This window comes from Micromonospora parva (assembly GCF_000718515.1).
Taxonomy (GTDB): domain Bacteria; phylum Actinomycetota; class Actinomycetes; order Mycobacteriales; family Micromonosporaceae; genus Micromonospora; species Micromonospora parva.
On the sequence record NZ_JNZS01000005.1, the window covers coordinates 231981 to 251186 of the forward strand.

Annotated in this window: 16 protein-coding genes; 8 read left to right on the top strand and 8 right to left on the bottom strand. The window is 72.6% G+C overall.

What is annotated here, in order from left to right; all coding sequences use genetic code 11:
• Positions 1-15 precede the first annotated feature (15 nt).
• Genes IF22_RS0108080 through IF22_RS0108100 form a run of 5 tightly spaced genes read right to left on the bottom strand, consistent with a single transcriptional unit; the run spans position 16 to position 7682 of the window.
• On the bottom strand, positions 16-1104 hold the full coding sequence (locus tag IF22_RS0108080) for a uroporphyrinogen-III synthase (protein ID WP_030329980.1): 1089 nt from the start codon (positions 1102-1104) through the stop codon (positions 16-18).
• Complete coding sequence (nirD, locus tag IF22_RS0108085) at positions 1104-1451, bottom strand: nitrite reductase small subunit NirD (protein ID WP_030329982.1); 348 nt, start codon at positions 1449-1451, stop codon at positions 1104-1106. Before nirD ends, IF22_RS0108080 begins: the two co-directional genes overlap by 1 nt.
• Positions 1448-3970, bottom strand: coding sequence for a nitrite reductase large subunit NirB (gene nirB, locus IF22_RS0108090; protein WP_030329984.1), 2523 nt, complete (start codon positions 3968-3970; stop codon positions 1448-1450). The genes nirD and nirB overlap by 4 nt, the downstream gene beginning before the upstream one ends.
• The gene (locus IF22_RS0108095; RefSeq protein WP_030329986.1) at positions 3967-5406 is read right to left on the bottom strand and encodes an FAD-dependent oxidoreductase; all 1440 of its coding nucleotides are present in this window, start codon (positions 5404-5406) and stop codon (positions 3967-3969) included. The genes nirB and IF22_RS0108095 overlap by 4 nt, the downstream gene beginning before the upstream one ends.
• Complete coding sequence (locus IF22_RS0108100; protein ID WP_051708248.1) at positions 5403-7682, bottom strand: molybdopterin oxidoreductase family protein; 2280 nt, start codon at positions 7680-7682, stop codon at positions 5403-5405. The genes IF22_RS0108095 and IF22_RS0108100 overlap by 4 nt, the downstream gene beginning before the upstream one ends.
• Before the next feature lie 418 nt (positions 7683-8100).
• Here IF22_RS0108100 and IF22_RS0108110 point away from each other — a divergent pair, with 418 nt between their 5' ends.
• The 7 genes from IF22_RS0108110 (at position 8101) to glmM (ending at position 13588) form a co-directional block, all read left to right on the top strand.
• On the top strand, positions 8101-8796 hold the full coding sequence (locus tag IF22_RS0108110) for a class I SAM-dependent methyltransferase (RefSeq protein WP_030329989.1): 696 nt from the start codon (positions 8101-8103) through the stop codon (positions 8794-8796).
• Positions 8797-8886: 90 nt separating this feature from the next.
• A complete protein-coding gene (locus IF22_RS0108115; protein WP_030329990.1) occupies positions 8887-9144 on the top strand; it encodes a DUF6364 family protein in 258 nt (85 codons plus the stop codon).
• Positions 9134-9427 carry a hypothetical protein gene (locus IF22_RS0108120; RefSeq protein ID WP_030329992.1) on the top strand — a complete coding sequence of 98 codons (294 nt, stop codon included), beginning with the start codon at positions 9134-9136 and terminating at the stop codon, positions 9425-9427. The genes IF22_RS0108115 and IF22_RS0108120 overlap by 11 nt, the downstream gene beginning before the upstream one ends.
• A 156-nt stretch (positions 9428-9583) precedes the next feature.
• The gene (locus IF22_RS0108125; RefSeq protein WP_030329994.1) at positions 9584-10966 is read left to right on the top strand and encodes a nitrate/nitrite transporter; all 1383 of its coding nucleotides are present in this window, start codon (positions 9584-9586) and stop codon (positions 10964-10966) included.
• Positions 10967-11175: 209 nt separating this feature from the next.
• Complete coding sequence (gene rplM, locus IF22_RS0108130) at positions 11176-11619, top strand: 50S ribosomal protein L13 (protein ID WP_007465158.1); 444 nt, start codon at positions 11176-11178, stop codon at positions 11617-11619.
• A gap of 20 nt (positions 11620-11639) precedes the next feature.
• Complete coding sequence (rpsI, locus tag IF22_RS0108135) at positions 11640-12113, top strand: 30S ribosomal protein S9 (protein WP_030329997.1); 474 nt, start codon at positions 11640-11642, stop codon at positions 12111-12113.
• A gap of 119 nt (positions 12114-12232) precedes the next feature.
• Entirely contained in the window at positions 12233-13588 is a 1356-nt protein-coding gene (gene glmM, locus IF22_RS0108140; protein WP_030329999.1) for a phosphoglucosamine mutase, read from the top strand.
• An 18-nt stretch (positions 13589-13606) separates the two neighbouring features.
• Here glmM and IF22_RS0108145 read toward each other — a convergent pair whose 3' ends face one another.
• Complete coding sequence (locus IF22_RS0108145) at positions 13607-14353, bottom strand: ABC transporter ATP-binding protein (RefSeq protein WP_051708249.1); 747 nt, start codon at positions 14351-14353, stop codon at positions 13607-13609.
• Positions 14354-14355: 2 nt separating this feature from the next.
• Positions 14356-17181 (bottom strand): FtsX-like permease family protein, encoded by a 2826-nt coding sequence (locus IF22_RS0108150; protein ID WP_030330003.1) that lies wholly within the window; start codon positions 17179-17181, stop codon positions 14356-14358.
• Between the two features lie 74 nt (positions 17182-17255).
• Between IF22_RS0108150 and IF22_RS0108155 the strand changes: the two genes are divergently transcribed.
• On the top strand, positions 17256-17906 hold the full coding sequence (locus tag IF22_RS0108155) for a PadR family transcriptional regulator (RefSeq protein WP_167337280.1): 651 nt from the start codon (positions 17256-17258) through the stop codon (positions 17904-17906).
• 7 nt (positions 17907-17913) lie between these two features.
• Here IF22_RS0108155 and IF22_RS0108160 read toward each other — a convergent pair whose 3' ends face one another.
• Positions 17914-19110: a pyridoxal phosphate-dependent aminotransferase gene (locus tag IF22_RS0108160; protein WP_030330007.1), complete on the bottom strand. Its 1197-nt coding sequence runs from the start codon at positions 19108-19110 to the stop codon at positions 17914-17916.
• Between the last annotated feature and the right edge of the window lie 96 nt (positions 19111-19206).

Consider the following 19206-nt stretch of genomic DNA (forward strand, 5'->3'; position numbering starts at 1 on the left):
CCGGCCGTGACGCGTTCAGTCCACCCGCAGCCGGTACCCGCGCTTGACCACGGTCTGCACCACGCGGGGCGCGCGCAGGCCGGCCCGCAGGCGGGCGACGGCCATCTCCACGGCGTGCTCGTCGGCGCCCCGGGGCAGGGTCCGCAGCAACGCCGTGCGGGACAGCACCCGCCCCGGTGACTGGGCCAGCGCCCGCAACACCGCCATCGGTGCGGGCGCGAGCGGCCGCAGCTCGCCGTCGATCACCGCGGCGTGCCCGCGCAACGTGAGCAGGTGCCCGGCGGCCTTGAACGTCACGGTCCGGCGGGGCAGCTCGTCGACGATGGTCCGTACCAGCGCGCCCAACCGGGCCCGACCCGGCGCGCTCACCGGCACCCCGCGTCGCAGCAGCGGCTCGGCGGTCACCGCGCCGACGCAACTGGCCAGCACATCACCGCGCAACGCGGACAGCACCGCGTCGGTGCGGTCCCCGGCGGCCCGCAGCAACGCCTCGGCCGCCGGCGCCGAGGTGAACGTCACCGCGTCCACCAGCCGGCCGGCGATCAGGTCGATCAACCGGTGCAGCGGCGCCGGGTCGGTCGGCGGTGCCCAGCGGTAGACCGGCACCTCGATGACGGTGGCGCCCGCCGCCTCCAGCGCGAGCGTGCACTCGGGTTGCCGCTCGCCGTGCAGCTGCATGGCGATCACCTGCCCGGCGACGCCGCGCCGACGCAGGTGGTCGACCACCTCGTCGCAGCTCTCCGAGGCCGGCGACCACTGGTCGTGCAGGCCGGCCGCCCGGATCGCGCCGCGGGCCTTCGGGCCGCGCGCCACCACGTACGAGCTGGCCAGCACGGAACGCAGCGGCTCGGCCAGCCCCCAACCCTCGGCCGCCTCCAGCCAACCGCGCATACCGATGCCGGTGTTGGCCATCAGGATGTCCGGCGGCTGGTCGAGGCAGGCGCGGGTCGCCTCACGCAGCTCGGTGTCGTCGGAGAGCGGCACGATCCGCAACGCCGGGGCGAGCACCACCCGGGCGCCCCGTCGTTCGAGCAGCGCGGCCAGCTCGTCGCGCCGCCGGTCGGCGGTCACCCCGATGGTGAAGCCCGCCAGTTCTTCCCGCATCAAGCCTCCTGTCGCAGCCGCACCTCGACCAGCCCGTCTCGGCAGCGCACGTCGTGTCGGGCCACCGTCACCCCGGGCAGGTCGAGGCAGTGCCCGCTGCGCAGGTCGTACACCTGCTTGTGCAGCGGTGAGGCGACCGTCGGCACCCCGCCGCGGCTGCCCACGATGCCCCGGGACAGCACGTACGCCCCGGAGACCGGATCGCGGTTGTCGATCGCGAACAGCCCGTCGGCGGTCCGGAAGAGGGCGACCTGCACCCCGTCGACCAGGGCGGCGACGCCCCGGTCCGGTTCCAACCGGTCGAGGAGGCAGACGGTGGTCCAGGTGAGCGCGAGGGTCTGGGTCATCGCCGTACCTCCGGTAGGCCAAGGGTGACGGGTTGCGGACGGTGACCGCCGGCCGGACCGTCAGCGCGTACGGGAACCGGCTGGCCGCGTTCCCGGGTGAAGGTGATCGACGGGTCCGGCACGTCGGGGGCGTTGACGAAGGACGTGTAGCGGCGCAGCCGGTCCGGGTCGTCCAGGACGTCACGCCACTCGTCGGAGTACGACGACACGTGCCGGGCCATCGCCGCGTCCAGGTCGGCGCAGAGCCCGAGCGAGTCGTCCACGATCACCGCGCGCAGGTGGTCGAGGCCGCCGTCCATCGCCTCGATCCAGCCGGCGGTGCGTTGCAGCCGGTCGGCGGTGCGGATGTAGTAGATGAGGAACCTGTCGATCAGCGTGATCAGCTCGTCAGTGGACAGGTCGGTGGCGAACAGGTCGGCGTGCCGGGGGCGGAAACCCCCGTTGCCGCCCACGTAGAGATTCCAGCCGGTCTCGGTGGCGATGATGCCGAAGTCCTTGCTGCGGGCCTCGGCGCACTCCCGGGCGCAACCGGAGACCGCCGACTTGAGCTTGTGCGGGGCGCGTAGCCCGCGGTAGCGCAGCTCCAACGCGACGGCCAACCCCACCGAGTCCTGCACCCCGTACCGGCACCACGTCTCACCCACGCACGACTTCACAGTGCGCAGCGCCTTGCCGTACGCGTGACCGGACTCGAAGCCGGCGTCCACCAGCCGCCGCCAGATCTGCGGCAACTGCTCCACCCGCGCCCCGAACAGGTCGATCCGCTGCCCACCGGTGATCTTCGTGTAGAGCTGGAAGTCCCGGGCGACCTCGCCGATCACGATCAGCTTCTCCGGGGTGATCTCGCCGCCCGGTATCCGGGGCACCACCGAGTAGCTGCCATCGCGTTGCAGGTTGGCCAGGAAATGGTCGTTGGTGTCCTGCAACGACGCCTGCTCACCGTCGAGCACGTGCCCGTTGCCCAGCGAGGCGAGGATCGAGGCCACCACCGGCTTGCAGATGTCGCAGCCACGGCCCCGACCGTGCTCGGCGACCAGCCGGGAGAAGGTGCGGATGCCGCGCACCCGGACGATCTCGAACAGCTCCCGCCGGCTGACGTCGAAGTGCTCGCAGAGCGCGCTGGACTGCGCCACCCCCGCCGCGTCCAGGAGCTGCTTCAGCATCGGCACGCATGAACCGCAGCTGGTGCCGGCCCGGGTGCAGGCCTTCACCGCCGCCACGTCCGCGCAACCACCGGCGATGGCGGCGTCCACGTCGCCCCGGGTCACCGCGTTGCAGGAGCAGACCTGCGCGGTGGCCGGCAGCGCCCCGGCGTCCGCGCCGCCGCCGTCGGGGGCGAGCAGCGCCAGCGGCGCGGCCGGCAGCGGGCCGCCCACACTCGCGCGCAGCGTCGGGTACGCGCTGGCGTCGCCGACCAGCACCCCGCCGAGCAGGGTGTGCGCGTCGTCGGAGAGGACCAGCTTCGCGTAGACCCGGGTGGCCGGGTCGGTGAACGTGACGTCCAGGCAGCCCTCGGTGGCGCCGTGGGCGTCACCGAACGAGGCCACGTCCACGCCGAGCAGCTTGAGTTTGGTGGCGGTGTCCGCACCCGGGAAGGTCGCCGCGCCGCCGACCAGCCGGTCGGCCACCACCTCGGCCGTCGCGTAGCCCGGCGCGACCAGACCGTGGCAGGTGCCGTCGACCGCCGCGCACTCGCCGACCGCCCAGATCCGTTCGTCGACGGTGCGGCAGGTCGCGTCGACGAGCACCCCGCCGCGCGGGCCCAGCGGCAGACCGGCGTCGCGGGCCAACTGGTCCCGGGGCCGGATGCCGGCGGCCACCACCACCAGCTCGGCGTCGATGGTGCTGCCGTCGGAGAGTTCCAGGGCCGCGACGCCGCCGTCCGGGCCGGGACGGATCGCTGTGGTCGCCACCCCGAGATGGGTCCGTACGCCCAGGTCGTCGACGTAGCGACGGAGCATCGCGCCGCCGGCCTGGTCCACCTGCACCGGCATCAACCGGGGAGCGAACTCGACCACGTCGGTGCTCAGGCCGAGCAGTCGCAGGGCGTTCGCGGCCTCCAGACCGAGCAGCCCGCCCCCGATCACCGCGCCGACTCGCCGGCCCCGCGCGTACGCCCGGATCGCCGCCAGGTCGTCCAGGGTCCGGTAGACGAAGACGCCGGGCAGTTCGGTGCCGGCCACCGGCGGTACGAACGGGTACGACCCGGTGGCCAGCACCAGCGCGTCGTAGCGGTACTCGCCGACGGCGGTGGTCACCACCTGTCGGTCCCGGTCGACGGCGGTGGCCGGTTCGCCGAGGCGCAGCCGCACCCCGTCGTCGGGTGTGTGCAGGTTGAGTTCGCTCTCGGTCACCCCGTCGAAGTACGCCGAGAGCCGCACCCGGTCGTACGCCGGGCGCCCCTCCTCGGCCAGCACCGTCACCCGCCAGCTGCCCTGGGGGTCGCGGGCGCGCAGCGCGTCCACGAACCGCTGCCCGACCATTCCGTTGCCGATGACGATCAGATCGCCGCCGCTCATCGCGTCACCTCCACCGATTCCGCCTGGCTCAGCCAGTCGACGATGCCGCTCACCGCGTCCCGGCATCCGCCGCATCCGGTGCCGGCCCGGGTCGCGGCCACCACCGCATCGACAGTCCGGGCGCCGGAGCGCCAGCTTCTGACCAGTGCGCCCTTGCTCACCGTGTTGCACTGGCACACCGTGGCCGCGTCCGGCATCAGCGCCGGTGAGGCGGCCGGGGTCGCGCCGACCGCACCGAGTGCCCGGCCCAGCAGCAGCGCCCGCCGGTCGGTCGGCACCGGGTGGCCACGGTCGAAGAGTTGGATCACCGTGCCGACCGCCGGGTTGTCGCCGAGCAGGATCGCGCCGATCAACCGCTCGTCCCGGATCCGCAACCGGGCGTACGTGCCCCGGGCCGGGTCGGCGAAGGTCAGCTCCTCGCCCGGCTCGCCACCGGCCGCGTCACCCATCGAGGCCAGGTCGATCCCGGCGGCCTTCAGCCGGGTCACCACCGGCCGGGGCCGGTAGCGGGCCAGTGGGTCGGTGCCGGTCAGCACGTCCGCGAGCACCTGGGCCTGGGCCCAGGCGGGCGCTACCAGCCCGGTGAGCACGCCGTCGTGCTCGGCGCAGTCGCCGATCGCGGAGATGGACCGGTCGCTGGTGCGGAGCCGGTCGTCCACCACCACGCCGCGCCGCACGGTCAGACCGGCGGCCTGCGCGAGGGCGGTGTCCGGTCGTACGCCGCAGGAGAGCACCAGCAGGTCGGCGTGGAGCGACCGGCCGTCGGCCAGGTCGAGGCGGACACCGTTGGCGTCCGTGGCCACGCCGGTGGCCGACACTCCCAGTTGGACGGTGACACCGAAACCGGCGAGTGTGCCGGCGAGCACCGCACCGGCCGCCGGGTCCAGTTGCCGTTCCATCAGGTGTTCTCTCGGGTGCACCACTGTGGTGGCCAGGCCCCGGGTGGCCAGTCCTCGGGCGGCCTCCAAGCCGAGGAGCCCGCCGCCGAGCACCAGCGCGCTGCGGGCGCCGTCCGCCGCGGCGAGGATCCGCCGGCAGTCGTCCAGGGTCCGGAAGGGGACCACCCGCTCCGGCAGGTTCGCCGGGTCGAGGCCGGGCAGCGACGGGACCACCGCGCGGGCGCCGGTGGCCAGTACCAGGTGGTCGTACCCGATTCGTTCGCCGTCGTCGGTGCGGACCTGCCGGGCGGACCGGTCGATGGCGGTCACCGGTACGCCGCTGCGCAGGTCGACGCCGTGCCCGGCGGCTTCGGTCAGCTCCACGTCCGGCTCGCCGATCCGGCCGGCCAGCAGAGTGGAGAGCAGGATCCGGTTGTACGCGCGGTGCGGCTCGGCCCCGAGCACCGTGACCTTCCGGTCTCCCTCCCGGGCGTGCAGCTCACCGGCGAGGCGCGCGCCCGCCATTCCGTTGCCGACGATGACCACCCGGGCGGTCATGCCTTCTCCACCCGGACGGCGCAGATCTTGAACTCGGGCATCCCGGAGATCGGGTCGACCGCGTCGTTGGTCACCGAGTTGGCGCGTCCCGCCCCGGCGTAGTGGAACGGGGCGAACACGGTGTCGGGTCGGATCCCGGCGCTGAGTCGGGCCGGGGCGCGGAACTCACCTCGGCGCGAGGTGACCCGCACGGGGTCGCCGTCGTCGATGCCCAGCCGGGCGGCCAGGTCGGGGTGCAGTTCGACGAACGCCTCCGGCGCGGCGCGACGCAGCGCGGCCACCCGTCGGGTCTGGGCTCCCGACTGGTACTGCGCGAGCACCCGACCGGTGGTGAAGTGCAGCGGATACGTGGCGCAGACCTGTTCGGCGGCCGGCCGATGGTCGACGGCGTGGAAGCGGGCCCGGCCGTCCGGGGTGGCGAACCGGTCGGCGAAGAGTCGTGGCGTGTCCGGCCCGTCCTCGGTCGGGCAGGGCCAGTAGACGCCGTCGTCGGCGTCGATCCGGTCCCAGCTGATGCCGGCGTAGTCGGCGGCCCCGCCCGCGGAGGCGCGGCGCAGCTCGGCGAAGACGGCAGCCGGGTCGGTGGGAAAACGCCCCGCCGAGACGGCAGCCTCCGGTCGCCCGGCCGTCTCGGCGGGTGCCGGTGCGGTGCCGGCCAATTCGGTGCCGGGCGTCCTGGTGCTTGCCAGTGCCGTGCCGGCCGGTGCGGTGCCGGGCGTCCTGGTGGTTGTCGGCGCCGTGCCGGCCGGTGCGGTGTCGGTCGCTTCGGCGACTGCCAGCCGCGCCGCCAGGCCGGCGATGATGGCCAGGTCGGTCCGGACATCGGGCGGGGGTGGCCGTAGTGCGCGCCGACGCAGCACCCGACCCTCCAGGTTGGTCATGGTGCCGTCCTCCTCGGCCCACTGCGCGGTGGGCAGCACCACGTCCGCCAACGCGGCCGTCTCGGAGAGCAGCAGGTCGGCGACGACCAGCAGGTCCAGGTCGCGCAGCCGGCCCTCGATCCGGGCCGCCCGGGGTGCCGAGACCACCGGGTTGGACCCGAACACCAGCAACGCGCGCGGCCCGCCCGGGGTGCCCAGCGCGTCGAGCAGTTGGTACGCCGGCACCCCCGGGCCGGGCAGTTCGTCGGCCGGTACGCCCCAGACCCCGGCCACGTGTTCCCGGGCCGCCGGGTCGTCGATCTTGCGGTAGCCGGGGAGTTGGTCGGCCTTCTGCCCGTGTTCCCGGCCGCCCTGGCCGTTGCCCTGGCCGGTGAGGCAGCCGTACCCCGAACCGTCGCGGCCGGGCAGACCGAGGGCGAGGGCGAGATTGACGTACGCGGTGACGGTGTCCACCCCCTTGGCGTGCTGCTCGGCGCCGCGCGCGGTCAGGATGATCACCCGACCGCCGGTGCCCAGCGCGCGGGCGGTCGCCTCCAGGTCGGCCACCGGCACCCCGGACAGCTGTTCCGCGCGGGCCGGCCACCAGGCGGCGACGCCGCGGCGGACCGCGTCGAATCCGGTGGTGCGCTCGGCGACGTACGCCCGGTCGACCCACCCCTCGGTGAGCGCGATGTGCAGCAGCGCGTTGGCCACCGCGAGGTCGGTGCCCGGCAGTGGTTGCAGGTGCAGGTCGGCCTGGCGGGCGGTGGCGGTGACCCGGGGGTCGACGACGATCAGTTTCCCGCCGTTGCCGCGCTGCTCGGTGAGCCACCGCACCAGCGGCGGCATGGTCTCCGCCGGGTTCGCCCCGACCAGCAGCAGGGTGTCGGCCCGGCCCAGGTCGGCCAGCGGGAACGGCAGCCCACGATCGATGCCGAAGGCGCGCATCCCGGCGGCTGCCGCCGAGGACATGCAGAACCGTCCGTTGTAGTCGATGTGCCGGGTCCGCAGCCCGATCCGGGCGAACTTCCCCAACGCGTACGCCTTCTCGTTGGTCAGGCCGCCACCGCCGAAGACGGCGACCGCGTCCCGACCGGCGTCGGCCTGGACGGCGCGGATGCCGGCGACCACCCGGTCCAGCGCGGTGTCCCAGCTTGCCGGGCGCAGTGTGTCGGTGGCCGGGTCGCGCACCAGCGGGGTGGTCAGTCGGTCCGGGTGGTCGAGCAGTTCGGCGGCCGTCCAACCCTTCTGGCAGAGCCCGCCCCGATTGGTGGGGAACTGGCGCGGGTGGACGGTCACCCCGGTGTCGCCCGCGCGCAGCGTCATTCCGCACTGCAGTGCGCAGTACGGGCAGTGCGTCGCCACTTCCCGGGGCGTCAGCCCCGGTGGAGTTGCCGACCGTGCACCGTCTGTCATGTCGGGAAAGCGTGCCGTCGGGCGGTTTCCGGTCCGGGTCCCTTCTGTTTCGGTCCTGTCAAGTGGGGCTCACACCGCACATGGGCAGCGGGCGCGTTGGAGGGTGCGAGTCGGAGTCGGTGGAGCTGAACCGCTGACGTGTGGGGCTGAACCGCTGACGACAGCGGCGGTTGACTCGTTCGCGACATCAGCTCCAAAGCGGCAGCGCACCTCATCGCGCGGGGACCGTCAGCGCAAGTCGGCCTCGGTTCGGCTTTCGGTTCGGGCGTCGGTTCGATTTCCGGCGCGCGCTTCCGATCGGGCGGCTTGTCCGGCACGTGCTCACCCGGGTCGTCCTTTCGGTGTGCTCAGGGTCAGCGTCGTTCATCGCGTACCGCCTATAATGTGGGAAATCTGTCTCATACTTTGGGAGGCTGCGATGGGCGTGACGGACGTCTTCGACGCGGTGGCCGGCACCTACGACGAGGCGCGCAGGCGGCTGGTGCCCTGCTTCGACGCCTTCTACGGCACCGCCGTCCAGGTGGCCGCGCCGCCGCTGCGCGCCGCGCTCGCCGCCGGGCGTACCCCGGAGGTGTTGGATCTGGGCGCGGGCACCGGCCTGCTCTCGCTGCTGCTGGCCACGGCGGTGCCCGGAGTCCGGCTGACAGTGGTGGACGGAGCCCCGGCGATGCTCGCCCGCGCCACCGACCAGTTGGCCGCGCGGTCCGTGCCGCACCGCGCGGTCCGGGCGGACCTGGCCGACGAACTGCCGCCCGGCCGGTACGACGCGGTGGTCAGCGCCCTGGCGATCCATCACCTGGACGACGGCGGCAAGCGCGCGCTCTACCGGCGGGCCGCCGCCGCGCTGGCGCCGGGCGGGGTGTTCGTCAACGCCGAGCAGGTCGCCGGCCCGACCCCGGAACTGGACCGGCGCTACGACGAGGTGTGGTTGGAGCGGATCACGGAGCTGGGTGCGTCCCCCGACGAGATCGCGGGGTCCCGGGAGCGGATGCGCCACGACCGCCCGGCGACCGTGGCCGACCAGTGCCGGTGGCTGGCCGAGGCGGGCCTGGTCGACGTCGACTGCTACTTCAAGGAGTGGCGTTTCGCGGTGTTCGGTGGTCGGGTCGGGTGAGCCTCGGCGGAATGTGCCTTTCGTCGCCCGGGAGCGAGCCGGTGAGCGCCGGGATGACTGTCGGTCACACCGCTGGGTAATCTGCTCGGCATGACTGCCAAGGTGACTCTCTCGTTCACGGACGAGACGATCGAGGAGGCGCGGCGGTTCGCCAAGCGCGAAGGGCTGTCGCTCTCCGCGTGGATGGACCAGGCCGCCCGGGAGAAGGCGCTGCGCGAGGTCTTCACCGCGCACGCCGCCGCCGTGGGCCGCGCCAGCCTGGATCTGGAGTCCGCCGCCCTCGCCGACGCCCGCGAGGTGGGCATGGTCAACGACCTGTTCTCCGACGGACGGCCGCGTGCTGCGTAGGGGTGAGATCTGGCGCATCGAGGGCGCCCGGGAACGCCTCGGCCTGGTGATCAGCTCGGACGTCTACAACTCCACAGACGTACCCATCGTGATCGTCGTCGAGGTGGTCGAGGAGTCGCTGCTGCGGGACTCACCGCTCGCCGTGCCGATGGGCCGGTACGTGGTGATGCCCGACCGGATCTCCTCACCGATGAAGAAGTGGTTCACCGGGTGCGTGGACGTCGCCGACGCCGACACCATGCTCCGGGTCGGCCGCGCGCTGCGCATTCTCCAACAGCTCTGAGCACGTGGCCCGGGTGGCGTGCTCACCACCGCGTGCTCACCACCGCCGCCGGCCCGTGGTGCGATCCCCGTTTCCGGCCCGACCCGCGACGGGCACTGCCAGGTAACCCGGCGTTCCTAGCGTTTCCCCTCGTCACATCGACGAGGAGGAGCCGCCGTGAGCACGCTCACCAGCACCGCAGTCACCGCCGAGCCGCCTGCCGTCACCGGTCGCCGGCAACCGCTGCACGACTGGCGCCCCGAGGACCCGGACTTCTGGCAGACCACCGGCGCGCCGATCGCCCGACGCAACCTCTGGGTCTCGATCTTCGCGGAGCACGTCGGCTTCTCGGTGTGGAGCCTCTGGTCGGTCACCGTGCTCTTCCTCGGCCCCGCGTACGGCATCGATCCGGCCGGCAAGTTCCTGCTCACCGCCGTGCCGGCCGCACTGGGCGCGGTGCTGCGGCTGCCGTACACGCTGGCGGTGGCCCGCTTCGGCGGACGACGCTGGACGATCATCAGCGCACTGCTGTTGCTGGTGCCCGCGGTGCCGATGACGGTACTGCTGGAACCCGGGGTGTCCTACTCCACGCTGATGGTGCTCGCCTGCCTCACCGGGGTCGGCGGCGGCAACTTCGCCTCCTCGATGGCGAACATCAACCTGTTCTACCCGCAGCGACTCAAGGGGCGGGCGCTCGGGCTCAACGCCGGCGGGGGCAACCTGGGCGTACCCGCCGTGCAACTGGTCGGCCTGGCGGTCCTCGCCACTGCGGGCGCCGCGTACCCCCGGTTGGTGCCGGCCGTCTACCTGCCGCTGATCGTGCTGGCCGCGCTGGCGGCGGCCCGCTGGTTGGACACCGTGCCCGGGGCGCGCAACGAGCCGGGGGCGTTGCGTGAGGCGGCCCGCGACCCGCACACCTGGGTGATGTCGCTGCTCTACATCGGCACCTTCGGCTCGTTCATCGGCTTCGGTTTCGCCTTCGGTCAGGTGCTTCAGCTCCAGTTCGCCGAGCGGTTCCCCACCCCTGTCGACGCCGCCTGGCTGACCTTCCTGGGCCCGCTGATCGGCTCGCTGATCCGGCCGCTGGGCGGGCACCTCGCCGACCGGTTGGGCGGTGCCCGGGTGACCTTCTGGAACTTCGTCGCGATGGCGGCCGGCGCGAGCACCGTGCTGTACGCCGCCCGGGAGCGCTCGTTCGGGCTCTACCTGGCGGGGTTCCTCGCCCTCTTCGTCTTCTCCGGCATCGGCAACGGCTCCACCTACAAGATGATCCCGGCGATCTTCCGGGCCCGGGCGGCGGATTCGATGGCCAGCGGCCAGCGCGATCCGGAGGCGGCCGCGCGGTGGGCCCGAAGGATGACCGGCGCGTTGATCGGCATCGCGGGTGCGATCGGGGCCTCCGGTGGCGTGCTGGTCAACATCGCGTTCCGCCAGTCGTTCCTCAGCTCGGGCAACGCCGACGCCGCCTACCTGGCCTTCATCGGCTGGTACGCGTTGTGCTTCGCGGCCACCTGGGTCGTCTACCGTCGGCCGAGGGCCGGCCGTCTCGCCAACGTGTGAGCTGAGCCACCCTCGGCGCGTCATCGTGCGGGACCGTACCCCCGTTTTGACCTGCGGACGGGGCGCCGGGTATCGTTGCCTGCTGTTGTACGACATCCAGAGGCGTGCCCCATCAGGTACGCTTGGTCGTTCGTGCGCGCTGGTCCGGCCTGCTAACTCTGGTCACCTCGGCGCGCGACCCCAGACCGACGACGAGACAAGGTAGACCTGTGCGTACGTACAGCCCGAAGCCGGGTGAGATCGAGCGTCAGTGGCACGTCATCGACGCCTCTGATGTCGTGCTGGGCCGCCTGGCCACCCACGCCGCCACGTTGCTGCGTGGTAAGCACAAGCCGACTTTCGCGCCGCACGTCGACACGGGCGACTTTGTCGTCATCGTGAACGCGGGCAAGGTTGCGTTGACCGGCAACAAGCGCCAGACCAAGGTCGCTTACCGCCACTCCGGTTACCCGGGTGGTCTGAAGCAGGTCGGCTACGACGAGCTGCTGACCAAGCGTCCCGAGCGGGCCATCGAGCTGGCTGTGAAGGGGATGCTCCCGCACAACAAGCTCGGCCGTCAGCTGATCAAGAAGCTGAAGGTCTACGCCGGTGCCGAGCACCCGCACCTCGCGCAGCAGCCGGTGCCGTTCGAGATCAAGCAGATCGCGCAGTGAGCGCGGGCGAAGGAAGCAGCATGACCGACATCATCGAGACCGAGGTCGCCCCGGAAGCCCCCGAGGCCACCGAGGCGCCGGCGCCCGTCGCCCGCGCGCCTCGTGGTGACCGGCCGATCCAGACCGTGGGCCGCCGCAAGGAGGCCATCGTCCGGGTCCGCATCGTCCCGGGCACCGGCAAGATCACCTGCAACGGTCGCGACCTTGAGGCGTACTTCCCGAGCAAGGTGCACCAGCAGCTCATCAAGGACCCGCTGGTCACCGCCGAGAAGCCCGAGCAGTTCGACGTCATCGCGAACCTGCGTGGCGGCGGCACCACCGGCCAGGCCGGTGCGCTGCGGCTGGCCATCGCCCGCGCGCTGATCGTCAACGAGCCGGACGACCGCCCGGCCCTGAAGAAGGCCGGCTTCCTCACCCGTGACGCCCGGGTCAAGGAGAGCAAGAAGTACGGCCTCAAGAAGGCCCGTAAGGCTCCCCAGTACTCGAAGCGCTGATCTTTCCCAGCGCGTTGTACTTCTGACGGACGGCCGGTCCGCCTCCCCCTCGTCGAGGGAGGCGGGTCGGCCGTTCCGCTTTCTCCTCACAGGCAGTGCTCATTCGGAGGTTGGCGGGTATGGGTCGGTTGTTCGGCACGGACGGCGTACGCGGGCGGGCGAACGCGGATCTCACCCCGGAGTTGGCACTGGCGGTGGCGGTGGCCGCCGCGCACACACTCGCCGAGACGGACCGCAGCCACCCGCCGCTCGCCGTCGTCGGCCGGGACACCCGCGCCAGCGGCGAGATGCTGGAGGCCGCCGTGGTGGCCGGGCTGACCAGCGCCGGCGCCAACGTCGTCCGGGTCGGTGTGCTGCCCACCCCCGCGGTGGCGTTCCTCACCGCCGAGGCCAAGGCCGACCTGGGTGTGATGCTCTCCGCGTCACACAACCCGATGCCGGACAACGGCATCAAGCTCTTCGCCGCCGGTGGGCACAAGTTGCCCGACGAGATCGAGATGCGGATCGAGGCGGCCGTCGAGACGAACGCCACCACCGCCTGGGACCGGCCGATCGGCGCCGGCGTCGGCCGCGTGCACGACCTGCTCGACGGTGCCGACCACTACGTCCAGCACCTGGTGGGCACCGTTGGGCACCGGCTCGACGGGATCAAGGTCGTGGTCGACTGCGCCAACGGCGCCGCGGCCGAGGTCGCCCCGGTCGCCTACCGGGAGGCCGGCGCCGAGGTCATCGCCATCTACGCGGAGCCCGACGGCCTGAACATCAACGACGACTGTGGCTCCAACCACATCGACGCGCTGCGTGCCGCAGTGGTCGAGCACGGCGCCCACCTGGGCATCGCCCACGACGGCGACGCCGATCGCTGCCTGGCGGTCACCGCCGACGGTGACGAGGTGGACGGCGACCAGGTCATGGCGATCCTCGCGCTGGCCATGCGGGACGCCGGCACGCTCACCCAGGACACCCTGGTGGCCACCGTGATGAGCAACCTCGGGCTGCGCCTGGCGATGTCCGCGCAGGGCATCCGCCTGATCGAGACCAAGGTCGGCGACCGGTACGTGCTGGAGGAGCTGCGCGCCTCCGGGCTGGCGCTCGGCGGTGAGCAGAGCGGCCACATCGTCATGCCCGCGCACGCCACCACCGGCGACGGGGTGCTCACCGGCCTGCACCTGATGGCCCGGATGGCGGCCACCGGCCAGTCCCTCGCCGAGCTGGCCTCGGTGGTCACCAAGCTGCCCCAGGTGCTGATCAACGTCCCGGTTGGCGACCGGACCATCGGCGCGGCCGCGCCAGCCGTCCGCGCCGAGGTCGAGCGGGCCGAGGCGGAGCTGGGGGAGACCGGTCGGGTGCTGCTGCGCCCGTCGGGCACCGAGCCGCTGGTCCGGGTGATGGTCGAGGCGGCCACCGAGGCGACCGCCCGGTCGGTCGCCGAGCGGATCGCCGAACTGGTCCGCACCGCGAGCCCGGTCGCCTGAGGCCACCTCCGGGCGGCCTCACAACCGCAGTTGGGTCGCCCGCCCGTACGTGTCGGCCGGGTCCTCGCCGTCGGTGAGGTCGAGGTCCTCGGTGACGCGTCCGTCGGCCAGCCGGACCAGCCGGTCACAGCGGGCCGCGATGGCCTGTTCGTGGGTGGCCAGCAGGATCGTCATGCCGTGCCGGTCGCGGAGGTCGAGCAGCAGGTCGAGGATCTGCCCACCGGTGGTGGAGTCGAGGTTGCCGGTGGGCTCGTCGGCCAGCAGCAGGCCCGGCGCGCCCATCAGGGCCCGGGCGATGGCGACCCGCTGCTGCTGGCCACCGGAGAGCTGCGCGGGCAGGGCGCGCTCCCGCCCGGCCAGGCCCACCGCGTCGAGCAGTTCGCGGGCCCGCGTCGCGTGATCGGTCCGGCCCCGGCGGGGGAGGACCGGCGCGATCACGTTGTCCAGCACGGTGAGCGCGGGCAGCAGGTGATAGCGCTGGAACACGAACCCGACCCGTTGCCGGTAGCGGGCCAGCGCGGCACGACGCAGCGAGGTGACCTCCACGTCGTCGACGGTGACGGTGCCGCTGTCGGCCTGCTCGATGGCGCCGATCAGGTGCAGCAGTGTGGACTTGCCCGAGCCGCTGGGACCGGTCAGCGCCACCACCGACCCGGCCGTGATCTCCAACGAGACGTCGTCGACAGCTGTCAACTTTTCCGTGCCGGTACGGAACTGCCGGTTCAGCCCGACAGTCCGGACCGTGCTGCCGGTGGTTGCCTCCATCGTCACTCCTCCGCGAGTAGCCGTGCGGTCGGGAGCCGGCGCAGCAACGCGGCCGGCACGAGCGCCGCCAGACAGGTGAGCAGCACCCCGCCGAGGGCCACCGCGGCCGCGACCATGATCAGGGCGGCCGGCAGCGCGCCGACCAGCCAGGCGGCCCCGGCGAGCCCGAGCCCCGCGCCGGCCACCGCCCCGAGCGCGCCGATGAGGAACCCTTCGTAACCCACCAGGCGGCTCAGCGCGGTGTCCGTCCAGCCGACAGCACGCAGCGTGGACAACTCGGCGGCGCGGTCCCGGACGTTCAGGTACAGCACATCGGCGACGGCACCCGCGCCCAGCAGGACGGTGACGACCGCGGCCAGGGTGTCCGCACCCCGTACGTTCAGCGAAACGGTGTCGCCGAGCAGATTGCCGACGATCGCGCCACGGAAGGCGTAGGCGGCGGCGCTGACCACTGTCAACGCGGTCAGCCCGATGGCCAGCGCTCCGGCCCCGAGCAGCGTGCGCCCGGGGGTGCGGACCAGGTTGACCACTGCCATCCCGAACAGGTTGCGCGGCCGCCGCACCCACCGGGCCGGGGCGACCATGGGCCGCAGCGCGGCGGCCGGGTGCGCGCCCGCAGCCCGCAGCGCCGGGGCCACGCCCGCCACCAGCGCCAGCAGCAGAGCCACCGGTACGGCGAGCGCTGCCTGATGCCAGCCGATCTCGATGTTCAGCGCGGCGGCCAACGGGAACGCCAGCCCGAGGGCCAGCAGACCGGCGGCGAGCCCCAGCGCGGCCACCTCGCCGAGGATCAGCGCCGCGATCCGCCGGGCTGACCAGCCCAGGCAGGCGAGCACCGCCAGTTCGGGGCGGCGGTCCCGGACGGCGGCGGAGACCGCGTTGCCGAGGAACAGCGCGCAGACCACCAACACCAGCCCGAACAGAAAAAGGCTCTTACGGTCGACCGCCTTGATGATGACCGAGGCGATCCCGAGTGCGGACCACGGCTCGGTCAGCCGCAGGTCGGGCCGGCCTAACGGGCCCGCCGGTAGTTCGACGGTCTGCGGGGCGGGAGACGAGCCGATGGTGAGATCGACGTCCAGCCCGGTCGTGTCGGCGATCCGCTCGGCGATGAGCCGGACCCGCTCGGCGGACCGTTCGGTGTAGCCGGAGACGTCGGCGACCCGGATCCGGATCGCGCTGATCGGCGCCGTCCGGCTGGGGCTGGGGCTGCCCTCCATCAGCTTCGGCACCGCCGCCAGGCTGGTGAGCAGCAGGGGCGGTGCGGACACGTAGCCGGCCGGGTTGCCGCTCGGTTCCAGCGGCCGGCCGCCCAGCGCCTGACGGCTGCGCTCGTCCGCGCCGTCGAGGCGTGGCGGCTCGTACGTCTCCAGCGGGAGCCGGGACAGGTCGCTGAACCCGCTCAGCTTCTCCGGATCGAAGATGCCGACGGTCCGCCAGTCCCGCACCTGGACGATCGGCCCTGGCGGTTGCATGGGGACCGCGGTCAGCGGGCGGAAGCCGTTGTCGTCGGCCGACCACGGACGCCCGTCGAAGTTGTAGATGTTGTCGGTGCCGAAGGCCTCGGCATCGAACGGCGGTCGGGTGCCAGCACGGAGAGTGCCGTCGGGGAGTCGGTCGTACTCCGGGGCACCCGCTTGAATGATCGTCTGCAACTCACCCCGGCAGCAGCCGGTCGGGGAGATCCCCGTGGCCAGCAGGTCGCGGTACCCGTCGGCGATCGCGTACTCCTCGGTCCCGACCTTGACCCCGGTGGCGCCGGACAGCGCCTGCTCCAGGTCGGGGATGCTCAACCCGGCGGGGCGCGCCTGCGGCAGCCGGGTGAGGGCGGACCGCACTGTGACATCGAGGTAGGGGCGGCTGGTGCTCAACACCGGGATGAACCGTTCGGGTATATGCATGGGGAGGTGGGTGTCGGTGGCCGTGTCGTCGGGTCGAAGAGCGCGGCCCTCGATCACCGCGTCGTCGAGGCCGACGAGCCGCTGCTCCGCCTCGGGGTCGACGGCGGCCAGCAGGAACGGCACCGTCACCCGGTAGGTGGCCACCAGTTGGTCGGTGGCGACGCGCTGGGCGCGGCCGGACTGCCAACTGTTCTCTTCGAAGCGTCCATCGGGCAACAGTCGAACGGTGTCGACGCTCCAGTTCTCTCGCTCGGAGGTCCATCCGTCGCTCGCCGACCTTGCGATCAGGTGCGGGTCGCAGATCGGCTGGCTCCGCCCGTCCGGGAGCACCTCCAGTGGGACATCGCCGCACTGCTGGTCGTACGGGTACATCCGGCCGTCCGAGTACGGGATCGAGGAGGAGTTCGCGTCGCCGCCCTCGGGGTAGAGCAGCGGTCGCTTGGTCACGTACACGTAGCGTGGACGGCTCGGGGCCGTGGTGAGCCCGCGTTCCGCGGTGAAGGTGGGGTCGAGCCGGATGACCTGCTGATCCAGGGAACGATCGACCGCGTCGGTCAGGTCGAACCGGACCGTCACGGACGAGGTCGAGTAACCCAGCATGGCGATCGGCGCGGCCACGTCGACGCCGGCGACCTGTTTCACCTGCTCGTACTGCGCGGGGGTGATGCCGCCGAAGAGGCCGGAGAGGTAGTTCGGACGGACCAGTCCCCGTTCGACCTCCAGCGGCGTGCGGGCTCCCTGGGGACGGACGAGGATGTCGTAGGCGGCCCGGGTGTCGCGCTCGACAGCGCCGGTGACCTCGAGGCGGGAGGTGGTGGTGGCGCCGGTCAGGACGACGAAGCCGGTGGTCGCCACCAGCACGCCTGCCAGCAGCGCCACCGACCGACCAGCACGGCCGCGTAGCTGCGCCCAGATGAACCCGAGCATGTCGCGCCTCCCCGTGTGCTCCCCACACTCTGCGCGTTACATTGTCACAATGCAAGACCTGGCCCAGTGTGTCAGTGGGATCGGAGGAGACGGTGGCGATCCAGCACGCGGTCCTCGCGCTACTCGCGCGCGGCCCGAGCTACGGCTACGAGTTGAAGAGCGCCTTCGAGGCCGCCGCCGGCCCACAGTGGGGGCCGCTCAACATCGGCCACCTGTACCAGATCCTCGACCGGCTCTCCCGGGACAGCCTGGTGATCGCCGAGCGGCAGGCCCAGCAGGTCAAACCCGACCGGGTGGTCTACCAGATCACTCCCGCCGGGCGGGCCGAACTCGGCCGCTGGCTCGACGAGCCGAGCCCGCGCAGCGGCGGCTTCCGGGACGACTTCTTCCTCAAGGTCACCGCCGCGGCCCGATCGGGCTCCGCGCAGACCGTCCGCACCGTGCTCAGCAACCAACGCGGGCACCTGCTTCGCGAGTTGCGCAATCTCGACGGGCTGCGTCGCAAGGCCGCTGACCCGGTGGTCGGGCTGCTGCTCGCCGCGGCGTGCCGGCACGTCGAGGCCGACCTCGCCTTCGTCAACGACGCCGAGGCGGTGCTGTTGGCCGACGGCGGCGCGTTGCTCGCCACCCTGGCCGTCGCACCACCGGAGATCGCGGCGTCCGTCGCCGACGCGTCGTCGCCCCCACCGGCGGACGGCGCCGGACCGGCCCGCGCGACCGGCTGACCCGACCTCAGCGGTGCTCGGCCAGCCCGCGCAGCCGGGTGACCGCGTCGGCCAGCACGTCAGGGCGCTTGCAGAAGGCGAACCGGACCAGCCGCCGACCCGCGTCGATGTCGTCATAGAAGACCTGGGTGGGCACCGCCACCACACCGCAGCGCTGCGGCAACGACCGGCAGAACTCCGCCCCGTCCCGACCGCCCAGGGCGGTGATGTCGGCGGTGACGAAGTACGTCCCCTCCGAGCCGAGCACCTCGAACCCGGCGTCGGTGAGACCGCCGACGAGCTGGTCACGCCGTTGCTGGAGGCTGTCCCGGAAGCCGGTGTAGTAGTCGTCCGGCAGGGCCAGCGCCACCGCCACCGCCGGTTGCAGCGGTGCGGCGTTGACGTAGGTGAGGAACTGCTTCACCCGCAGCACCGCCGAGACCAGCGCCGCCGGGCCGCTCGCCCAGCCGATCTTCCACCCGGTGCAGGAGAACGTCTTGCCCGCCGACGAGATGCGCAGCGTCCGCTCCCACATTCCGGGGAGGCTGGCCAGCGGCACGTGCGCGCTCGCCGCGTCGGTGAACACCAGGTGCTCGTACACCTCGTCGGTGACCGCGTACGCGTCGAACTCCTGGCACAACTCGGCGACCTGCGCCAACTCGGCCGGGGTGAAGACCTTGCCGGTCGGATTGTGCGGTGAGTTCAGCAGCACCAGCCGGGTGCGCGGGCCGAACGCCGCGCGCAGCGCCGCCGGGTCGAAGGCGTACCGGCCGTCGGCCGTGGGACGCAGCGTCACCGGCCGGCGGACCGCGCCGGCCAGCGCGATCGAGGCGGCGTACGAGTCGTAGTACGGCTCGAAGCAGACCACCTCGTCGCCCGGCTCGCAGAGGGCGAGGATGCTCGCCGCGACCGCCTCGGTAGCACCCGCCGTGATCACGATCTCGCCGTCCGGGTCGTACGCCAGGTCGTAGAACCGCCGCTGGTGGGCCGCGACGGCCGCGCGCAGGGCGGGGATCCCCGGGCCGGGCGGGTACTGGTTCTGCCCGCCGCGCAGCGCCTCGGCGGCGGCGGCCAGCATCTCCGGCGGGCCGTCGGTGTCCGGAAACCCCTGCCCGAGGTTGACCGCGCCGGTGCGTACGGCGAGGGCGGACATCTCGGCGAAGATCGTCGTGCCGAACGGCCGCATCCGGGCCACCAGCGGGTCGACATCGGTGCTCGTCGTCACGCCGCCAGCCTACGGGGCCTGCCCTGTCAGCTCGACCTCGGAGATTCGGCCGAAGCAGCTGGCGGGTCGCTGCTTGCGGTCTCGCTGTACGGGTAG